This is a genomic window from Exiguobacterium sp. PFWT01 (genome assembly GCF_018255795.1).
Taxonomy (GTDB): Bacteria; Bacillota; Bacilli; order Exiguobacteriales; family Exiguobacteriaceae; genus Exiguobacterium.
In genome coordinates, this window is record NZ_CP073755.1 from 2257955 (window position 1) to 2275577 (window position 17623).

General features: G+C 48.6%; 18 protein-coding genes. 11 read left to right on the forward strand and 7 right to left on the reverse strand.

Annotation, left to right across the window (positions count from 1 at the left end):
- The first annotated feature begins 120 nt into the window (after window positions 1-120).
- The 6 genes from KD909_RS11660 to menC are packed head-to-tail and all read left to right on the forward strand — an operon-like array spanning window position 121 to window position 7228.
- Window positions 121-1509: an isochorismate synthase gene (locus tag KD909_RS11660; RefSeq protein ID WP_211781646.1), complete on the forward strand. Its 1389-nt coding sequence runs from the start codon at window positions 121-123 to the stop codon at window positions 1507-1509.
- Window positions 1502-3151, forward strand: a complete 1650-nt coding sequence (menD, locus tag KD909_RS11665) for a 2-succinyl-5-enolpyruvyl-6-hydroxy-3-cyclohexene-1-carboxylic-acid synthase (RefSeq protein WP_211781647.1) — start codon at window positions 1502-1504, stop codon at window positions 3149-3151. The genes KD909_RS11660 and menD overlap by 8 nt, the downstream gene beginning before the upstream one ends.
- Complete coding sequence (locus KD909_RS11670; protein WP_211781648.1) at window positions 3148-3927, forward strand: alpha/beta fold hydrolase; 780 nt, start codon at window positions 3148-3150, stop codon at window positions 3925-3927. The genes menD and KD909_RS11670 overlap by 4 nt, the downstream gene beginning before the upstream one ends.
- A 1-nt stretch (window position 3928) precedes the next feature.
- Window positions 3929-4753: a 1,4-dihydroxy-2-naphthoyl-CoA synthase gene (menB, locus tag KD909_RS11675; RefSeq protein WP_015880852.1), complete on the forward strand. Its 825-nt coding sequence runs from the start codon at window positions 3929-3931 to the stop codon at window positions 4751-4753.
- A gap of 49 nt (window positions 4754-4802) precedes the next feature.
- Complete coding sequence (gene menE / locus KD909_RS11680) at window positions 4803-6161, forward strand: o-succinylbenzoate--CoA ligase (protein ID WP_211781649.1); 1359 nt, start codon at window positions 4803-4805, stop codon at window positions 6159-6161.
- Window positions 6158-7228 carry an o-succinylbenzoate synthase gene (menC, locus tag KD909_RS11685; protein ID WP_211781650.1) on the forward strand — a complete coding sequence of 357 codons (1071 nt, stop codon included), beginning with the start codon at window positions 6158-6160 and terminating at the stop codon, window positions 7226-7228. The genes menE and menC overlap by 4 nt, the downstream gene beginning before the upstream one ends.
- Before the next feature lie 37 nt (window positions 7229-7265).
- Here the strand turns inward: menC and map are convergent, their stop codons facing one another.
- The 5 genes from map to KD909_RS11710 form a co-directional block, all read right to left on the reverse strand.
- On the reverse strand, window positions 7266-8015 hold the full coding sequence (gene map, locus KD909_RS11690; RefSeq protein WP_015880849.1) for a type I methionyl aminopeptidase: 750 nt from the start codon (window positions 8013-8015) through the stop codon (window positions 7266-7268).
- 14 nt (window positions 8016-8029) lie between these two features.
- Window positions 8030-9214 carry an EAL-associated domain-containing protein gene (locus KD909_RS11695; protein WP_047795874.1) on the reverse strand — a complete coding sequence of 395 codons (1185 nt, stop codon included), beginning with the start codon at window positions 9212-9214 and terminating at the stop codon, window positions 8030-8032.
- A gap of 40 nt (window positions 9215-9254) precedes the next feature.
- Window positions 9255-9506 (reverse strand): hypothetical protein, encoded by a 252-nt coding sequence (locus KD909_RS11700; RefSeq protein ID WP_015880847.1) that lies wholly within the window; start codon window positions 9504-9506, stop codon window positions 9255-9257.
- A 100-nt stretch (window positions 9507-9606) separates the two neighbouring features.
- Window positions 9607-11136, reverse strand: coding sequence for a degradosome RNA helicase CshA (locus tag KD909_RS11705; protein ID WP_249199029.1), 1530 nt, complete (start codon window positions 11134-11136; stop codon window positions 9607-9609).
- Between the two features lie 170 nt (window positions 11137-11306).
- Window positions 11307-12158, reverse strand: coding sequence for a CvfB family protein (locus KD909_RS11710; protein WP_015880845.1), 852 nt, complete (start codon window positions 12156-12158; stop codon window positions 11307-11309).
- Between the two features lie 289 nt (window positions 12159-12447).
- Between KD909_RS11710 and KD909_RS11715 the strand changes: the two genes are divergently transcribed.
- The 5 genes from KD909_RS11715 to KD909_RS11735 all read left to right on the forward strand — a co-directional run bounded on the left by KD909_RS11715 (window position 12448) and on the right by KD909_RS11735 (window position 15993).
- A complete protein-coding gene (locus KD909_RS11715; protein ID WP_015880844.1) occupies window positions 12448-12600 on the forward strand; it encodes a hypothetical protein in 153 nt (50 codons plus the stop codon).
- A 127-nt stretch (window positions 12601-12727) separates the two neighbouring features.
- Window positions 12728-12970 (forward strand): hypothetical protein, encoded by a 243-nt coding sequence (locus KD909_RS11720; protein ID WP_031421071.1) that lies wholly within the window; start codon window positions 12728-12730, stop codon window positions 12968-12970.
- Window positions 12971-13057: 87 nt separating this feature from the next.
- A complete protein-coding gene (locus KD909_RS11725; RefSeq protein WP_015880843.1) occupies window positions 13058-13318 on the forward strand; it encodes a hypothetical protein in 261 nt (86 codons plus the stop codon).
- 78 nt (window positions 13319-13396) lie between these two features.
- Window positions 13397-14098: a lysophospholipid acyltransferase family protein gene (locus KD909_RS11730; protein ID WP_211781652.1), complete on the forward strand. Its 702-nt coding sequence runs from the start codon at window positions 13397-13399 to the stop codon at window positions 14096-14098.
- Window positions 14095-15993 (forward strand): ABC-F family ATP-binding cassette domain-containing protein, encoded by a 1899-nt coding sequence (locus KD909_RS11735; protein ID WP_211781653.1) that lies wholly within the window; start codon window positions 14095-14097, stop codon window positions 15991-15993. Before KD909_RS11730 ends, KD909_RS11735 begins: the two co-directional genes overlap by 4 nt.
- Before the next feature lie 81 nt (window positions 15994-16074).
- Here the strand turns inward: KD909_RS11735 and KD909_RS11740 are convergent, their stop codons facing one another.
- Window positions 16075-17004, reverse strand: a complete 930-nt coding sequence (locus KD909_RS11740; protein ID WP_211781654.1) for an NADP-dependent oxidoreductase — start codon at window positions 17002-17004, stop codon at window positions 16075-16077.
- 92 nt (window positions 17005-17096) lie between these two features.
- Window positions 17097-17621, reverse strand: a complete 525-nt coding sequence (locus KD909_RS11745) for a GNAT family N-acetyltransferase (protein WP_249199030.1) — start codon at window positions 17619-17621, stop codon at window positions 17097-17099.
- Window positions 17622-17623: the final 2 nt, after the last annotated feature.

Sequence of the window (17623 nt, forward strand, 5' to 3'; positions counted from 1 at the left end):
ACGCCAGCCCATTATCCTCGATTCTTGATCATTTCCCGAGCATTTCATAGGCAGGTGGATTGCGAACTCATGATACACTAAAGAATGAGAATTCTATCGGATTGAGGAGGCTTTTCTTTTATGCCAGATACTCAAACACATATAAAACAGCGAATTGAGCAGGCCCATAAACGGGCGCGAGCTTGGCAACGGCCTGTCCTCGCATCATACACATGGGAAATCTCGGCGTTCGATGCTTTTCAAATCATCCAGAACACCGATACGTCCCACTATTATTTCATGACACCAGACCGAACACTCGAAATGCTCGGTTGCGGAGACGCACTCGTCTTGAGCGCTTCTGGACCCGAACGATTTCAGCGACTTCAATACGATTGGAGTCTTCACCGACGAGATGTCGATGCGACGATCCACGCGTTCGCCGGTTTTTCATTCGACACGTTTATGCGACCACAAAAAAGTATGTGGGATGCCTTTGGGGAGGCATCACTCGTCGTACCAAAATTTTTATACCGCCGCTATAAAGATCGACACACGTTGACAGTCGCCACTCTCGTCTCTTCGAAGCAGTCGGTCGAACAGTATTTGATTCAATTGGCAGATCAGTTGGCCCAGTTCAGTTCACTTCGTCCGACGGAAGAAGCGACGCCGTCTTATACGAGAGTGAAAGATGGGGTCGATCACTTCAAGTCCAGTTTCCAACAGGCGAAACAGTTGATTGAAGAAGAACGGGTTGAAAAAATCGTGATCGCCCGCGAAGAAATTTATCAGCGTTCCGACGATGCGTTCCCCTTCGCAAAAAGTTTGAAGCATTTAGCGGATCATCAAGAATCCAGTTACATCTATTTATACCAGCCAAAACGTGACATCGGGTTCTTCGGGGCGACTCCTGAGCGCTTGATTCAAAAAGAGGGCATGCGACTGAACACGGCCGCCATCGCCGGGACAATCAAGCGTCCGAAAACCGAGAACGAGGCCGATCTTGCGAAAGAGAAACTCTTAAACGATTCAAAAAATCGTGAGGAGCATCAAATTGTCGTGAAAGACATCAAGCAGGCGTTGACGCCCTATACTGCACCGATTCAAACACGAGATACTCCGCAAATTTTGGCAAATCGCTCGGTGTTCCATCTACACACCCCAATTCAAGCGACACTCGAAACGAACGCTTCCTTGCTGTCACTTGCAGAATCGCTACACCCGACGCCGGCACTCGGCGGCTCACCGAAGCGGACATCGGTCCGGTTGCTTCGTGAAATTGAGCGATTCGATCGTGGATGGTACGGTTCTCCGTTTGGTTGGGTAGACAATGAAGGCGACGGCGAATTTGTCGTGGCGATTCGCTCCGCACTCGTTCAACATCAATTCGTCGCATTGTATGCTGGATGTGGGATTGTAAAAGACTCTGCACTTGAGCAAGAGCTCGAAGAAACAGAAATGAAAATGAGTCCAATCAAACAAGCTTTGCAGTTTGATTTACACGATCAAGGAGGCACCCTAGATGAATAAGGTTTTGACCGAATGGGTCGCATCCATGGTAAATCGGCTTGTTACGTCCGGTGTAAAAGACGTGGTCATCAGCCCAGGGTCCCGCTCGACTCCGCTCGCTGTAGCGGCATATCTTCACCCTCAGATTCGTCATCACATCATCGTCGATGAACGATCTGCCGGTTTTTTCGCTCTTGGACTGACCCGTGCGTCCGAAACGATTCGCCCGGTCGCATTGATTTGCACAAGTGGAACGGCAGCGACAAACTACTTTTCGGCTGTAACGGAAGCGTTTATATCGCAGTTGCCACTCGTCGTACTGACGACCGATCGTCCCCATGAACTGCGTAATGTCGGGGCTCCACAAGCGATCAATCAAGTCCGCCTCTACGGGGAACAAGTGAAGACGAGCGTTGATTTGCCTGTTCCAGAGGAGGCGACGTTATCGTTTATGCAACAAACGATTACCCGCTTCACAAATCTGTCGATGCAAGCACCGATGGGACCCGTTCATTTGAATGTGCCGTTCCGAGAACCTCTGCTTCCGGACATCGAGTCATTGAAACAGATATTGAAGGCTGACCCTGTCTTGCCAGAACGACAGCGTATCCGGCCGACACAGGCGGACAAAGACATTTTCTCAGAACGGACGAGTCACAAACAACTCGCCTTCGTCGTCGGACCTTACACCCCGACATCTTGGCAGAAATCCATCGTTGAATATGCTTCCGAGCGACAGATCCCGATTTTCGCCGATCCTCTAAGTGGCATGCGACGTTTCGACGGCGTCTTGACCAACTATGACACGTGGCTTGCAAGTGAGCATCGGACCGATTGGCTACCCGAGGTGTTCGTCCGTTTCGGGGCTGCACCTGTTTCGAAACGATTCAATCAATGGATGGCCATGGCGGACCAACTCGTCATCGATGAACCGGGATCTTATCGCGACCCAAGTAGCCGTGCCACGATCTGTTACGGCGACGCACTCGATTTTCTACCGCTCATCGCATCGGCAAACGAACCTCGGTATCTTGAGCGTTTACGCTTTTTTGAAGAGATTGCCGAGTCTGCAAAATCGTCACTTCAAGGTGAGGTAGAATTGACGAAACGATTGCTCGATACATCAATCGAGCGTCTATTCGTCAGTAATAGCATGCCGATTCGAGATGTAGATACATCACTGTCTGCTGGCACGAACATCCACGTTCTCGCCAATCGAGGCGCAAACGGGATTGATGGTGTGTTATCTACTGCACTCGGAAGCAGTTATGATACGTCTCACGGCGCTCTATTGATCGGTGATTTGGCATTCTATCACGATAGCAATGCCTTGCAACTGTTAAAGCATCATCCCGGGAAGTTTTCCGTTGTGATTGCAAACAATAATGGTGGAGGAATTTTCTCCTTCCTCCCGCAGGCTGCTGTCGACACACAGTTGTTCGAAGATTTATTCGGAACACCGCTTGATTTAAATATCCGCGGATTCGCTGACACCTATGGCTTAACGTATCGTCTAATCGAACGACCGGATGAAATTCAAGAAGCGATTGAAGATGGCATTCATTTAATCGAATTCCCATCGAATCGTGAGGAGAATGTGATGATCCATCGGGGGTGGACTCAATCGGTCTGCAGTCGTCTCATTACGGAGAATGAATCATGAACATCGATTTACGTGGCGTACGTTATGAAGTGATTCATCGCGGTGAGGGAAAACCGGTGTTATGTTTACACGGATTCACCGGAAACGCCCATTGGGTCGATTCGCTTCCTGCATTACCGATTCGTCTTGTGTCACCGTCGCTTCTCCAACATGGCGCAACGGAGCACCCTTCAGTCAATCGTTCGACAATGAGTCAACAAGTTAAAGATTTGTCCCGCTTACTGGATACGGACGACCGACCTTGGACAGTCGTCGGTTATTCACTCGGTGGGAGAATCGCATTGACACTCGCCGCATGCGACGAGCGCGTCGAACATGTCATCGGGATTAGCACGACCCCAGGTCTGATCACTTCTAAAGAAAGAGCCGCACGCCGGCGCCAAGATGCAGAATTGGCTCAATTGATTGAAACCGAGGGCATCGCTGCATTCGTCAATCGTTGGGAGAACCTTCCCCTTTGGCGACAGACGGAAGACATGAAACGTTCACTCCGAAAAGATCGGCTCGCCCAACACCCGAATGCCCTCGCAAACAGTTTGCGGTCAATCGGTACGGGACATATGCCGTCGTTATGGGGCACATTGCAGCGTCTCCCCCGCACCGATTTGATTGTCGGGACAGACGATCTCAAGTTCAAAGCCATCGCAAAACACATGCAGGAAGAGCGACCAGATATTAAAATCTATGAAATTTCAAACGCAGGGCATGCTCCTCATATCGAGAATGCATCAGAGTTTGGTACAATAATAAGGAATTTGATTTTAGGGGGTATTTAAAATGGAATCAGTAGCGAACTGGACATCGGTCCGGACGTATGAAGACATTAAATATGAAACGTGGAACGGGATTGCCAAAATCACCATCAACCGTCCCGAAGTGCGCAATGCATTCCGTCCGTTGACGGTCAACGAATTAATTGATGCATTTGCTCGCGCGCGCGACGATAAAGAAGTCGGCGTCATCATCTTGACAGGTGAAGGCGAAAAGGCATTTTGTTCAGGTGGAGACCAAAAAGTTCGCGGACATGGCGGCTACGTCGGGGAAGATGAAATCCCACGCTTGAACGTCCTCGACCTTCAGCGCTTGATTCGCGTCATTCCAAAACCGGTCATTGCCATGGTCGCAGGTTTCGCAATCGGCGGAGGACACGTCCTTCACGTCGTCTGTGACTTGACGATTGCAGCGGACAACGCTCGCTTCGGACAAACAGGTCCTAAAGTCGGTTCGTTCGATGCAGGATACGGTTCTGGATACTTGGCACGCATCATCGGCCATAAGAAAGCTCGTGAAATCTGGTACCTTTGCCGTCAATACGATGCACAAGAAGCACTCGACATGGGACTCGTCAACACGGTCGTCCCACTCGATCAACTCGAAGCAGAAACGATCAAGTGGTGCCAAGAAATCTTACAACACTCACCTACAGCGCTTCGCTTCTTGAAAGCAGCAATGAACGCAGATACAGATGGTCTTGCCGGACTTCAGCAACTCGCTGGAGACGCAACGCTTCTCTACTACACGACAGATGAAGCAAAAGAAGGACGCGATGCGTTCAAAGAAAAACGTGACCCTGACTTCGGTCAATTCCCACGTTTCCCTTAATTGTTGAGAGAGTAGCGATTTCGCTACTCTTTTTTTGGAGGTGACCGCTATGTATGAATGGATTCAGAAACAGCAAGCGTCACATATCGCCCTTGTGACAGCTGACGATCGATTGACATGGGCAATGCTACGCACGGAAAGCCTTCAACTCGCCCAGTTCATCCATGAACAGACGCCAACTGCCGAACGGATTGGCATATTCGCTAAAAACAGCAAAGACTATGTCATCGCCGTCCATGCGGTGCATCTGCTCGGAAAAGTGCTTGTGCCGTTGAACACACGGCTGACCGAAGAAGAAGTGCGCACTCAGTTACAAACAGCAAAAGTGGACCTCCTCCTCGTCGACGCAGAAATCGATTTGTCCGTCACCCAACTTCTGATCACAGATCGGGCCACTTCATGTTTCAACGCGCCCCATGAGTGGAAAGAAGATGAAACCATGTCGCTCATGTTCACGTCCGGTACGACCGGTCGAGCCAAAGCGGTGCAACAGACGTACGGGAATCACCTCGCTAGCGTCCGTGCCGCTGAAGCGCATTTAGACTATCGTCCATCAGACCGGATGCTCGCTGTGACCCCGCTCTTTCATATGAGCGGACTCTCCCAAGTGTATCGGAGTGCCATCATCGGTTCGACGCTCTATGTCGAGCCGCGATTTGATGTCGATCGAACCCTTCACGTCATCGAAACAGAAGGCATCACCCAACTGTCACTCGTCTCAATTATGCTGCAACGATTGCTCGATGCCGGCCTGAAGAAACATCATCTTCGCACGTTACTCGTCGGAGGTGGACCCGTCCCACGCTCATTACTAGAAGAAGCAGAACGACGGCAGTTACCCATTGCTCAGACATACGGGATGACCGAGACATGCTCTCAGGTCGCGACGTTACTTCCGAGCGAAGCGCTCTCACATATCGGTTCGAGTGGGCAGGCAATCGCCCCAACAAGAATTCGAATTAATTCAGACGGAGAGATTGAAGTAAAGGGACCAACTGTGACGAAAGGATACTTCGAACAACCTGAATCAGATGCTTGGACACCCGATGGTTATTGGCGAACGGGTGACCTCGGCACGATGAGGGATGGCTATTTATATGTACACGATCGCCGAACCGACCTTATTCTGTCTGGTGGTGAAAATGTTTATCCGGCTGAAATCGAAGCTGCCATGTTACGCTGTACCGGCGTCCAAGACGTCGGCGTCACGAAACAATCACATCCGACTTGGGGAGAAGTCCCAATCGCCTTCGTCGTCGGCTCCTATGACCCAGCCGAGATGCAGGAAGTTCTCGATTCACAGTTGGCTAAATATAAGCACCCGATCGCCATCCACCACGCACCGAATTTACCACGAAACGCGAACGGAAAATTAATGCGCCATCGCTTAAAGGAGCTACTGCCATGATCAAACGTGCTGACCTTTCCATCGTCCCTTTGACGTTTAAACACCCGATCGTGACGGCACACGCCGTCTTATCTGTCCGAAGAACGCTCATCCTTCGTCTAGAGACCGTAGACGGTGTCGTCGGATACGGAGAAGGTGCTGCTTTTGAGACCCCTTGGTACACGGAAGAAACGACCCAATCGATGATTGATACGTCCAAATTGATTCTCAATTTACTGAAAGGGATGACGGTCACGACGGACGTGTTTCCGAACTTGGTCTCATCTATCATCGGTCAGCGCATGGCAAAGGCGATGTGGGAAAGTGCGCTTTGGGAGATTGAAGCGACGCGTGCGAACAAATCACTCAAGTCATTCATGAACGCCGGAGATTCCGTTTCCTGCGGGCGAACAATCGGGATCGGGTTACTGAATCAAACGATGAAATCCATTGAGACGGCATTAGCTGACGGATTCGAACGCATCAAATTAAAGGCATCACCTAATGAACTGCTTCCTGCCCTACGTGAGATTCGCGCGGTCTTCCCTGATGCGCCCCTCATGATTGATTTAAACGGAAGCGCGTCCGATCAACCGATGGAATGGTTCGAACAACTCGACACCTATCGGTTATTGATGATCGAACAACCGTACCCGAGCCGACAATTCACAAAATCAGGGGCTCTCCAAGCAAAACTCACGACCCCCATTTGTCTCGACGAATCGATCACGTCTTATGACGACGTGGAAACGATGGCACAGCTCGGCGCGGGGAAGATTGTCAACATTAAACCCGCACGTGTCGGTGGGCTTAGCGAGGCGTTCCACATTCGAAAACACGGAACGCCATACTGGGTCGGTGGCATGTATGAATCCGGTATCGGAAGATATCATACGCTCTTGTTTGCTTCGTTAAGTGGCGCGAGCTTCCCTGCGGACATGTCGGGTACGAGCGCTTATTTCGAGCAAGATTTACTCGATATCCCGCTTGAAGTGGAGAATGGGAAGTTGACGCTTCCGGATTCCGTACAACCAGATTGGAATGTGATTGAACGGTTACGCGAAGAAGTGATTACATTGCAAACATGAAAAAAGGTGCGGTTCACGAGAACCACACCTTTTTACGTTAACGGAACGATCCCGTTAACACTTCATATCCATCTTCTGTGACAACAACTGTATGCTCGAACTGCGAAACAAGACTCTTGTTCGGAGTGAAGAGTGTCCATCCGTCCTCTTCCGATTGATAGACGATTTCATCCTTTGTCGAGATGAACGTCTCAACAGCAATCACTTGCCCGGCTTTCAAGAGTTGATTTTCTTCGCGACTATAATAGTTCGAGATCGTTTCCGGCTCCCCGTGCAATGTCCGACCGAGACCGTGTCCGGCCAAGTTCCGGATGACTGTGAATCCATTCTTTCTCGCGTCAGCGTAAATCGCTTTCCCAATCTGATTGACTTTCACGCCCGCTTTAACTTTGCTGAGACCAGCTTCTAATGAAGTCAAGGATACTTCGACCAAACGTTCGTGCTGAGGTGACTTCGCCGCTCCCGCAATCACAGTGCGTCCCGTATCGGCATAATACCCATCCTTCACAGCGGAGACGTCGACATTGACGATATCGCCTTCTTGAATGACTTCATCTCCCGGAATACCATGGGCAGCAACGTCATTGAGCGAGATACATGTGTAACCTGGAAATTCGTACATCGTAATCGGTGCAGAAGCTGCACCTTCTTCTTCTAAAATACGTTGCCCGATCGCATCTAATTCTTTTGTCGTCATACCGGGCTTGACGGCTTTCGCCATCTCATCTCGCGCAAGTGCGACGATTCGCCCGATTTCGCGCAATGCATCGTAATCATAATCTAGCATCGTCCATCTTCCTTTCAATCCAATAATCGATTTTGATATAAATATTCTTCAGATATGTCGGCAAATAAGAACATGCCGTCTGGTAACGGATAGCTGAACGTTCGCGTCACTTCATTCGAACTGAAATCACGATAGTCTCCCGATAAATAGCCTCGCCCTCGAACATCCATAGCCGCCATCGTCTGAATGAAATACGGTCGGAAACTCCAGTTATAGCCCCGATACGTATTATCGACACGCCATTCTCCATTCACGCAGTAGACGTTCGCACTCGTCTGGAAACCTGTCTTATCCGTTATATAATAACGAACAAACACCTCTTCGAGTTTTGGGGCGATGAATTGAATCCACTCGTCTTTCTTGTCTCTCGACCACTTTCCAGATTGAACGAGTTCTCCGATCCGGCGATGTAATTCAAATTCAAGCTCGTACAAGCGATTCAATCGTTTCTGGTCATGTAAAAAGAAGGAAGGCACTTCTTGTGCCAACACACCCATTCCTTTGATTTCTCGTTGAGGGATCTCATCTTCCGACCCAAGTAGACCACCCATGTAATAGCGACCACCGTGCTGCCACGCGTAACGAAGCTGTCCGATGTGGTCGATGGATTTGTAAAGAAGCGGGGCACCGAGCTTCGAAGCGATGTACTCCATCGTCTGAAGCATGTTCGGATAGGTGACCGACAACGTCTTTTTCTCAATCATGGTGCCAAGGTCGACGAGCAATAATTCTGGCGCAAGCGTCATGATGTCTTCGATACTCGTGGATTCGGCAAAGTCTAATGCAATTTTCAATCCATAGGACCGATAGTATTGAATGACGCGTGACAGTCGCGGGACGTCGACCAAGTCTGTCCCTTGTAAGGTCACATAAATACGGTGTAACGGAAAATTGAGTTCACGTAGTGGGGCTAAAAAGGCCTCTCCCCCTTCTTCGAGAATCCATTCCGACCGGCACCTGAACGTGACGAATGGTTTGGCGTCACGAAGTTGTGCTGCCGCAAGTTGCTCCATTCGTTGGGCGATGTCTAATTGATACTCGAGGGGAACGTCATCATCATAAAAAAACGGTGTCAACGATTCGCCTCGGAATCGTCCATGTACCATATATCCTTCCACTTGAAACGTCGCCGCCCCAAGGATTGGTTCATACGTCACCATCACTTCTTCAGGATGGACCATCACTTCTACCGCATCCACAATTCATCACCTCTTCGTTAAATGCGAAAACGAGCTACAATCAGCTCGTTCGCGTGTGTACATACATATAGGCACCGAAACAAGCAATAAAATAGGCGATACTCACCACGCCATATGCAATGCCCATCTTTCCGCCTACTCCAATGGCTAACACTAAAAAAATCATCGCTCCAAATAACAATGTCGCCACGGGGATATAACGAAAATTAGGACGGTCTGTCTTTGACACGATTGGTTTGAGTGCGATTACACAACCAAGCAGCACAAGGAGACCGAAACTTAATTCCACCATCCGTTGACACCTCATCCTTCTATCTCTACTCAACTAGTGTAGCACGACACAATAAAAAATGCCGCAAATCCACTTAAGGAAATGCGGCATTTCACGATGATTAGTCACGCGGACGGCGTGGACCACGGTCATCCGAGCGACGACGATCGTCACCACGGAATGATCCTTTACGGTCTCCGCTACGTCCATCACGACGTTCGCCACCGCGTCCACCACGACGATCGCCACCACGGCCACCGCCACCGCCACGACGGTCGTTACGACCACGGTATCCACCGCGATCGCCACCACGGCCACCTTGGCGTTTCACACGAACTGGTTCAGCGTACGAGATTTCAACAGGAGTTGAATCTGGCTCTTTCGTCAATCCACGAAGGGCAGCAGCGAGAATTTCGACTGCCTCGTACTCTTCAAGAAGTTCTGTCGCAAGTTGCGTGTAAGCTTTGAAGTCGCCCGCTTGAACGCGTTCGATCAACTCTTCAGCTGCTTGCTTTTGGTTTCCTTCAAGTACTTCCGCGATTGTCGGTACGTGACGACGGTTCATGCGTTTGTTCGTTACACGTTCAATTGCCTTCACTTGTCCAAATTCACGTGGCGTGATGAACGTGAGGGCTGTACCAGTTTTACCAGCACGACCTGTACGACCGATGCGGTGTACGTAGCTTTCTGGGTCTTGTGGTACATCGAAGTTGTAAACGTGTGTGACACCTGAAATATCAAGTCCACGTGCCGCAACGTCAGTCGCTACCAAGATATCGATTGTTCCGTTTTTGAAACGACGAATAACTTGGTCACGTTTTGATTGCGTCAAGTCTCCGTGAAGACCGTCTGCAGTGTATCCGCGTTTGATGAGTGCTTCTGTCACTTCATCTACACGTTTCTTCGTACGAGCGAAGATGATGCTGAGTTCTGGTGAGTCGATGTCGATCAAACGGCAAAGCGTATCGAATTTTTGACCTTCACGCAATTCGATGAACTGTTGGTTGATGTTCTCAACTGTCATTTCTTTCGCTTTGACTTTGATGATTGTCGGCGATTTCATGAAACGCTCAGCAATCTTTTTGATTTGTGGTGGCATTGTCGCTGAGAAGAGAAGCGTTTGGCGCTCTTCAGGAAGACCAGCCAAAATCGTTTCGATATCTTCAACGAAGCCCATGTTAAGCATTTCGTCTGCTTCATCCAAGATGACTGTTTGAATGTCATCGAGTTTGATTGTCTTACGCTTCATGTGGTCCATGAGACGTCCTGGTGTCGCTACGACGATTTGCGGGTTCTTTTTCAAACCACGGATCTGACGGTCGATTTGTTGACCACCGTATACAGGAAGTGCGTAAACGCGCTTCGCTTCTCCGATTTTGTTTAATTCTTCTGCAACTTGAATCGCAAGTTCACGTGTCGGTGCAAGAACGAGTGCTTGGACTTGACGCGCCTTTGAATCGATTCGCTCAATTGTCGGAATACCGAAAGCTGCTGTTTTCCCTGTACCTGTTTGTGCTTGTCCTAATACGTCCACTCCCGTGAGTGCGACAGGAATTGTCTCAGCTTGGATCGGTGTAGCTTCCTCGAAGCCCATTTTGTGTACACCTTTTACTAATGCTTCACTTAATTGTAAGTCTTGAAATTTTGTCAAATTATATTCTCCTTTGTTCATACAAAAAACGTCTGAGTTCAGTTTGACAGATCTACAGACGTTTTCTCAATGTTTCCTCATAGTCAACTTTATTAACTATAACGTATTTATTCCTAAAATGAAAGAAATACATTTTCAAACTTTTTCATGTCACCCGAACATGAGTTATCTTATTTCAATTTGTAGCCGTTGTCGAGCTTTTCAACTTGCTTCTCTTTCAACAGTTTTCCAAGTGCTCGTTTAAATGCCGCTTTACTCATCCCGAATTCACGGTCGATGATGTCAGGTGATGTCTTATCACCATAAGGCATTTGTCCTCCACGTTCTTCAATATACGAGAGGATGCTCGCCGCATCACCATCAATCGCCTCGTACGCACGTGGCTTCATCGAAACGAGGACCGTACCATCTTGTTTGACTTGTGTCACACGAACGGTCAACTGTTCTCCGAGACGGGGCCAACGCGTCATCTCTGCCTCATGCAAGAAACCGAGTGATTCGCCTTCGACCCATACGTTGACGCCCACTTCACGTTTATTGACGACGATGGCCTGCACGTCCTGGTTGTTCCATTCTTCTTTCGACGGTCGTGCCAACAAGTTCAAGAACGCATATGGTGCAGGGTCCCCAAGCAAACGTCCTTTTTGGTCATACTTCAAGCGAATGCACAATTGATCGCCTGTCTGCGGCCAATACGACCGGTTCTCCGGTAAGTCATCCATTGAAACGAGAACGTCCTTTTGAATTCCGATATTTACGAAGACCCCTGTGTTGTACCGGACGCCCGTTACCTCAAACCATTCATACTCATCAAATGAAACGGTCGGAATCGTCATCGTTGATGCGAGACGTCCTTCTGAATCATGATATAAGAAGACGCGAACCGTTTGACCGATCGTCACTTCTTCTGTCTGTTCTTTACGGTGAAGGAGCACCTCTTCGCGGCCGTTACTAATGAATACTCCAAAATCAGCAGAACGTTCCGCGACTAAATCCACTACTTCTCCTGCGCGCAATGCCATTACACCCACATCCTTTTCTAAGCTATTACTGTCAGTATACCTATCTACACACGTTCCTAATCATATCATGTTCTCTTTCAACATTTTGAATAAATGTGTCGAAAATGTGAACGTGTTTTGAGACAGTTGAAATGGCGATTGTTTAAAGAACTTACATGATTTATTAAAATTTTGTGACAATTTTGTGAACGCCTTTTTTTCTGCTAGTATCCTTTTTTTGAAAACGTTATTATATAGGAAGTGTCCAGTATAGATAAGGTTTCACTTAGGATTGATCGGGGGATAATAAATGTTTGATATACAGTCTCGTTCTTTTGCAAAACGTTTTACAAAAGGATTACTTGTCGCCTTTTTCGCATTGCTCGCATCACTCAGTTTTATTTTCTCAAACGGTGTCGATACGAACGTTTCGTCATCTTCGACTTACATGACCCAAGAGTAAACGCCATTCAGCCCACTGAAGGCGTTTTTTCTTTGGAATACATAACAGGATTTCCCTTCAAAAAGTCGAATACGATTAAAAGACCATGCCTTTTTCTTTCATACCCTTAAGAAAAGGAGACTCCGCTATGATTTTTTATTTTCTCACGACCATTTTATCCATCGTAGGACTTGCTTTCTTGTTCCAGACTGAATTGTACAAAGATCCAATCGGGACATTTCTATTCGCCGTCTTGATTGCCATGGGACTCTCTTCCTTCAAACAACTCTTCATGCAGGCAAACGAGTATTTTGTAGAAAGACGGAACCAGAAACGAATCAAACGCGTCGTGGACAGAATGCACTCTACGACTCGAAAACGCTCTACATAACGCTCGTCTTCCCTCGCCACATTTGGTATCCTATGTAGGAACAGACATCGTACAATGGATTTATAATCGCAGGAGGCACACAACCGTATGAATGAAATCCCGTTATCGAATGAATGGCTACTTCGTTATTCACCTGTCATGGAGCTCTGGTTAAAAGAGGACGGCATTTTGCTTGTCGATGATGACAACCGAATCCGTCTCACTCTCGAAATCGGAAGTGACCAGGCCATGCAAATCAAAAGTATCGAGCAAGACGGCGCCTATTTCGTCGTCGATCCTGTGAATAAACGCATTACGTTCGAGCTCGAAGAAGAGGAAGAAGAGAGCGATTCTCGCTTTTGGGAATAAGGATTCATGCCGAAGGGTCGGATTCTCGTCAAGAGAAGAAGACTCTTTCTTGTTGTCATCATGAGAGGAGAGAATAGAATGATTCGAACAGCTGTATGGTTTTTCTCATTTTTTGCCGTATTACCGATCACCGTCCCGTTTTTACAGAAAGCGAAAAAAATCGAAACACCGAAACGTTACCGTTACGTACAAGATATCGCTTATAAATGGGCACAGTTTCTACTGAAGATTGCGGGTGCAGACATCCGTGTCCATGGCCAAGACCAGATTCCGGATGAACCCGTCGTCTACGTGTCGAACCACCAAGGAAACTTCGATGTCCCGATTATGTTGACCGCCACGAAACGACCGAAAGCGTTTATCTCAAAAATCGAGGTTCAAAAATTCCCGATTATCCCACGTTGGATGGAATTGATGGGATGTATCTTCATCGACCGGAGTGACCGTCGTCAATCGATTCAAGCCATTCGTTCCGGAGTCGAAACGATTCAATCCGGCCAATCGATGATTGTCTTCCCAGAAGGCACACGCTCAAAAGGTGGACCGATGAAGGAGTTTAAAGCTGGAAGTTTGACGCTCGCCACATCAAGTGGTGCGAAGATTGTTCCAGTCGCGATTCAAGGCAGTTATAAATTGTTAGAAGCCAAAAATCGAATCACCCCGGCAACGGTCGATGTCACATTCTTGTCTGCGATTGATCCGGCCGATTTGCCGAACAAGGAAATCGCAGCGACGGTCGAGGCGGCCATTCGTCAACAGCTTGAAGGAGAGAACGCATGAGTTTATTAATGATTGAAGGCATTCATAAAGAGTTTGCCGACAAAGTCTTATTTGATGATGTGACGATGACGATCCATCCCGGAGACCGTATCGGGATTATCGGCGTGAACGGTTCGGGGAAATCAACGTTCATGAAAATCATCGCCGGTACCGAGACAGCAGATCGAGGCACGATGCAACATCCGAACGATTATCGGATTCGCTACTTGACTCAAACGGTTCAATTTAACGAAGGACAAACGATTCTAGACGCTTTGTTCACGAGTGACACTCCGTCCGTTCAAGCGTTGAAACAGTTCGAGCGCGCCCGACAAGCACTCGAAGCGGACCCGACAAGTGAGCAGTTACTTGAACGCTTCATGAAAGCCCAACAGGCCGTCGATGCCGCAGACGCTTGGGAAACGGAAGCAAAACTGAAGTCGATTTTGAACCGGCTCGGTCTTCCTGACGTGTCAATCGATGTGAACGCCTTGTCTGGGGGTCAACAAAAGCGGGTCGCGCTCGCCGCAGCGTTACTCGATGAAGCGGACTTGCTCCTTTTAGATGAGCCGACGAACGAACTGGATGCCGGTACAATCGCATGGCTCGAAACGATGCTTGCCGATTACCGAGGAGCCATCCTGCTCATCACCCACGACCGCTATTTCTTGAATCGTGTCACGAATCACATTTTGGAGATTGCGGATGGAACGAGTTACTTCTATAATGGGAACTATGAACTCTTTCTCGAGAAACGTGCCGAGCGCAAAGCGCGGGCACAATCGATGGAACAGAAACGACAAAATATTTTACGTCGCGAACTCGCCTGGTTACGTCGAGGCGCGAAAGCCCGGACAACGAAACAAAAGGCACGCATTCAACGCGTCGAAGACTTGAAGCACCAAGAGAGCTTAGCGGAAGACGAGACGCTCGACGTCTCGGTCGGATCACGACGTCTCGGTAAAAAAGTCATCGAAGTCGAAGATTTGTCTTTCGGATACGACGACTCCCTTCTCATTCGGCAGTTTAATTGGATTTTCGGTCGCCGTGAACGCTACGGAATCGTCGGACCGAACGGGAGTGGGAAATCAACACTCATGAACTTGCTCGCCAAGCGCCTAGAACCGACAAACGGTACGATTGTGCACGGAGAAACTGTTCATTTAGGCTATTACGGACAACAAGTCGAATTTGAAGACGAGTCACGACGGGTCATTGATGAGATTGAACGCATCGCCAAAGTCATTCATACGCCGGACGGCGAGGTCATCACGGCGGGGCAGATGCTTGAACGTTTCCTTTTCTCACCGGACGCGCAATACAAACCGATTGCGAAGCTATCTGGTGGCGAAAAACGACGTCTCGTCCTGCTTCGAATTCTCATGGATGAACCGAACGTCTTATTCCTCGATGAACCGACGAACGATTTAGACACGGAGACGTTGTCTGTTTTAGAAGACTATTTGGAATCCTTCCCAGGTACAGTCATCGCCGTCAGTCACGACCGGTATTTCTTAGACCGGATCGCGGGACAGTTGATCGCCTTCGAAGATGGGATCATCCAGGTGTATCACGCAGAATATAGTGACTACCTGGCCATGCGACAAGAAGAGGTTCGTCAAGTGAAGAAAGAGAAAGAACCTAAAGAGAAAAAGGAACGCGTGAAGTCGGAAGTCGTGAAGTTCACCTTCAAAGAACAGAAGGAATGGGACACGATCGAAGAAGACATCGCCGCACTTGAGGAACAGATTGAAGCGCAGGAAGCGACACTTGCATCAGCGGGTAGCGACCTTGGTAAAGTCAATGAGTTGTACGCAACAATCGCAGAACTGAAAGAAACACTCGATGCGAAGATGGAACGTTGGACCTACCTATCCGAAATCGATGAACAAATACAAGCACAGAAAAAAGGCTGACCTCCACTTGAGATAGCCTATCAAATTTAATAAAAAGAGGTGGATTTCCAGAGCGTGTTCTGGAAACCCACCTCTTTTTTATCATTTCACTCGAATGACGATTTTGCCTTTGGCATGCCCTTCTTCTCCATAGTCATGAGCAAGTTTCGTGTCTTCTAAATCAAAGACCCGGTCAATCACAGGTTTTAGTTCGCCTTTTTCAACAGCTTCCGCAATTTTTTTCAAACGCTCCCCTGTCGGTTGCATGAAGACGTACTCGGCACGGGCCTTCGCCTGTTTGGCTTCCTCTTCATTCGGTGGTGTGGAGATGGAGACGAGCATCCCATTCTCTTTAAGCATTCGATACAGTTTGCCCTGCCCGTCGCCCCCCATCGTATCAAATACAAAGTCCAAATCGCGGACGACCTCTGCCGGGTCTTGTTGTTTATAGTCGATGACCTCGTCCGCTCCCAGGTTTTTGACCCAGTCCACGTTCGGCGTACTCGTCGACGTGACGACATACAATCCGTGTGCTTTCGCAAGTTGGATGGCTACTGTTCCGACACCACCTGATCCAGCTCCGATGAAGATGCGATCACCCGGTTGGGCATCCATCACTTCGAACATGACTTGCCATGCCGTATGGGCGACGAGCGGAAGTGATGCGGCCTCCTCAAAACTCAGTGAAGTTGGTTTTTTGACGACGAGATGCGCATCGACCGCGACGTATTCGGCATATGTGCCTTGTCGTGCAATATCGGGACGACTGAATACTTCATCCCCCACCTCGAGCTCGGTCACATTCGCCCCAATTTCTTTGATGACACCCGATACATCCCACCCGATGACGAGTGGCATTTCGAAATGAAGCATTTCTTTCAAGTATCCTTCACGGAGCTTCCAATCCACCGGGTTGACACTTGCGGCATGAACCTCAATCAATACGTCATCTGCACCGATCGTCGGTTGTTCAAGTTCCCCTACTTTGAATTCGTCTGATCCGCCATATTGTTCGATATATGCTGCTTTCATCTCATCATCCTCCTTTGATTGACTCACTTCTAGTTGGTTCCCATTTTAGTTGTATCACAAACGAAAAAGCACACCGCTTGTGGTCGGTGTGCTCAGACTGACTGATGGGTCATATAGCTATAGACATACACGTCATGAGATTGTCCCCGCTGACACATATAGTTATGTAGTCGACCTTCCTGAATGAATCCATTCTTCTCTAACATGCGTTGCGATGCGAGATTCTCGACATAGACAATGGCACCGACCCGTTCAATTTCACACGTCACAGCAAACTGAAGTGCCGCGTGAAGTGCTTCCGTCGCATAGCCTGCACGCCAATATTCCGGTCTAAGTTCATAACCGATCTCGGCACGACGGTGCGAAGGAGCTCGATTGTGAAAACCGATTGTCCCGATTAACGCTTTTGATTCGCGATGCTCGATTGCAAAACGGATGACCGCTCCAGTTTCGATTTGGGCGAGCATATGGGTGAGCATCTGTTCCGTTTCTTCTAACGTCCGATGTGGCTCCATTCCGTAGTGGCGTAGCACGTGTTCATCTGAAAAGATGGCGAATACGTGCGGACCGTCCTCCATTTGGAGAGGACGCAGTCGGAGGCGCTCTGTCTCAATCACGG

What these genes read in the sequence shown, in the direction of transcription:
- KD909_RS11660 (WP_211781646.1), top strand. Translation starts at nt 121, where the DNA reads ATGCCAGATACTCAAACACATATAAAACAGCGAATTGAGCAGGCCCAT.
- menD (WP_211781647.1), top strand. Translation starts at nt 1,502, where the DNA reads ATGAATAAGGTTTTGACCGAATGGGTCGCATCCATGGTAAATCGGCTT.
- KD909_RS11670 (WP_211781648.1), top strand. Translation starts at nt 3,148, where the DNA reads ATGAACATCGATTTACGTGGCGTACGTTATGAAGTGATTCATCGCGGT.
- menB (WP_015880852.1), top strand. Translation starts at nt 3,929, where the DNA reads ATGGAATCAGTAGCGAACTGGACATCGGTCCGGACGTATGAAGACATT.
- menE (WP_211781649.1), top strand. Translation starts at nt 4,803, where the DNA reads ATGTATGAATGGATTCAGAAACAGCAAGCGTCACATATCGCCCTTGTG.
- menC (WP_211781650.1), top strand. Translation starts at nt 6,158, where the DNA reads ATGATCAAACGTGCTGACCTTTCCATCGTCCCTTTGACGTTTAAACAC.
- map (WP_015880849.1), bottom strand. Translation starts at nt 8,015, where the DNA reads ATGCTAGATTATGATTACGATGCATTGCGCGAAATCGGGCGAATCGTC.
- KD909_RS11700 (WP_015880847.1), bottom strand. Translation starts at nt 9,506, where the DNA reads ATGGTGGAATTAAGTTTCGGTCTCCTTGTGCTGCTTGGTTGTGTAATC.
- KD909_RS11710 (WP_015880845.1), bottom strand. Translation starts at nt 12,158, where the DNA reads ATGGCATTGCGCGCAGGAGAAGTAGTGGATTTAGTCGCGGAACGTTCT.
- KD909_RS11715 (WP_015880844.1), top strand. Translation starts at nt 12,448, where the DNA reads ATGTTTGATATACAGTCTCGTTCTTTTGCAAAACGTTTTACAAAAGGA.
- KD909_RS11720 (WP_031421071.1), top strand. Translation starts at nt 12,728, where the DNA reads ATGATTTTTTATTTTCTCACGACCATTTTATCCATCGTAGGACTTGCT.
- KD909_RS11725 (WP_015880843.1), top strand. Translation starts at nt 13,058, where the DNA reads ATGAATGAAATCCCGTTATCGAATGAATGGCTACTTCGTTATTCACCT.
- KD909_RS11730 (WP_211781652.1), top strand. Translation starts at nt 13,397, where the DNA reads ATGATTCGAACAGCTGTATGGTTTTTCTCATTTTTTGCCGTATTACCG.
- KD909_RS11735 (WP_211781653.1), top strand. Translation starts at nt 14,095, where the DNA reads ATGAGTTTATTAATGATTGAAGGCATTCATAAAGAGTTTGCCGACAAA.
- KD909_RS11740 (WP_211781654.1), bottom strand. Translation starts at nt 17,004, where the DNA reads ATGAAAGCAGCATATATCGAACAATATGGCGGATCAGACGAATTCAAA.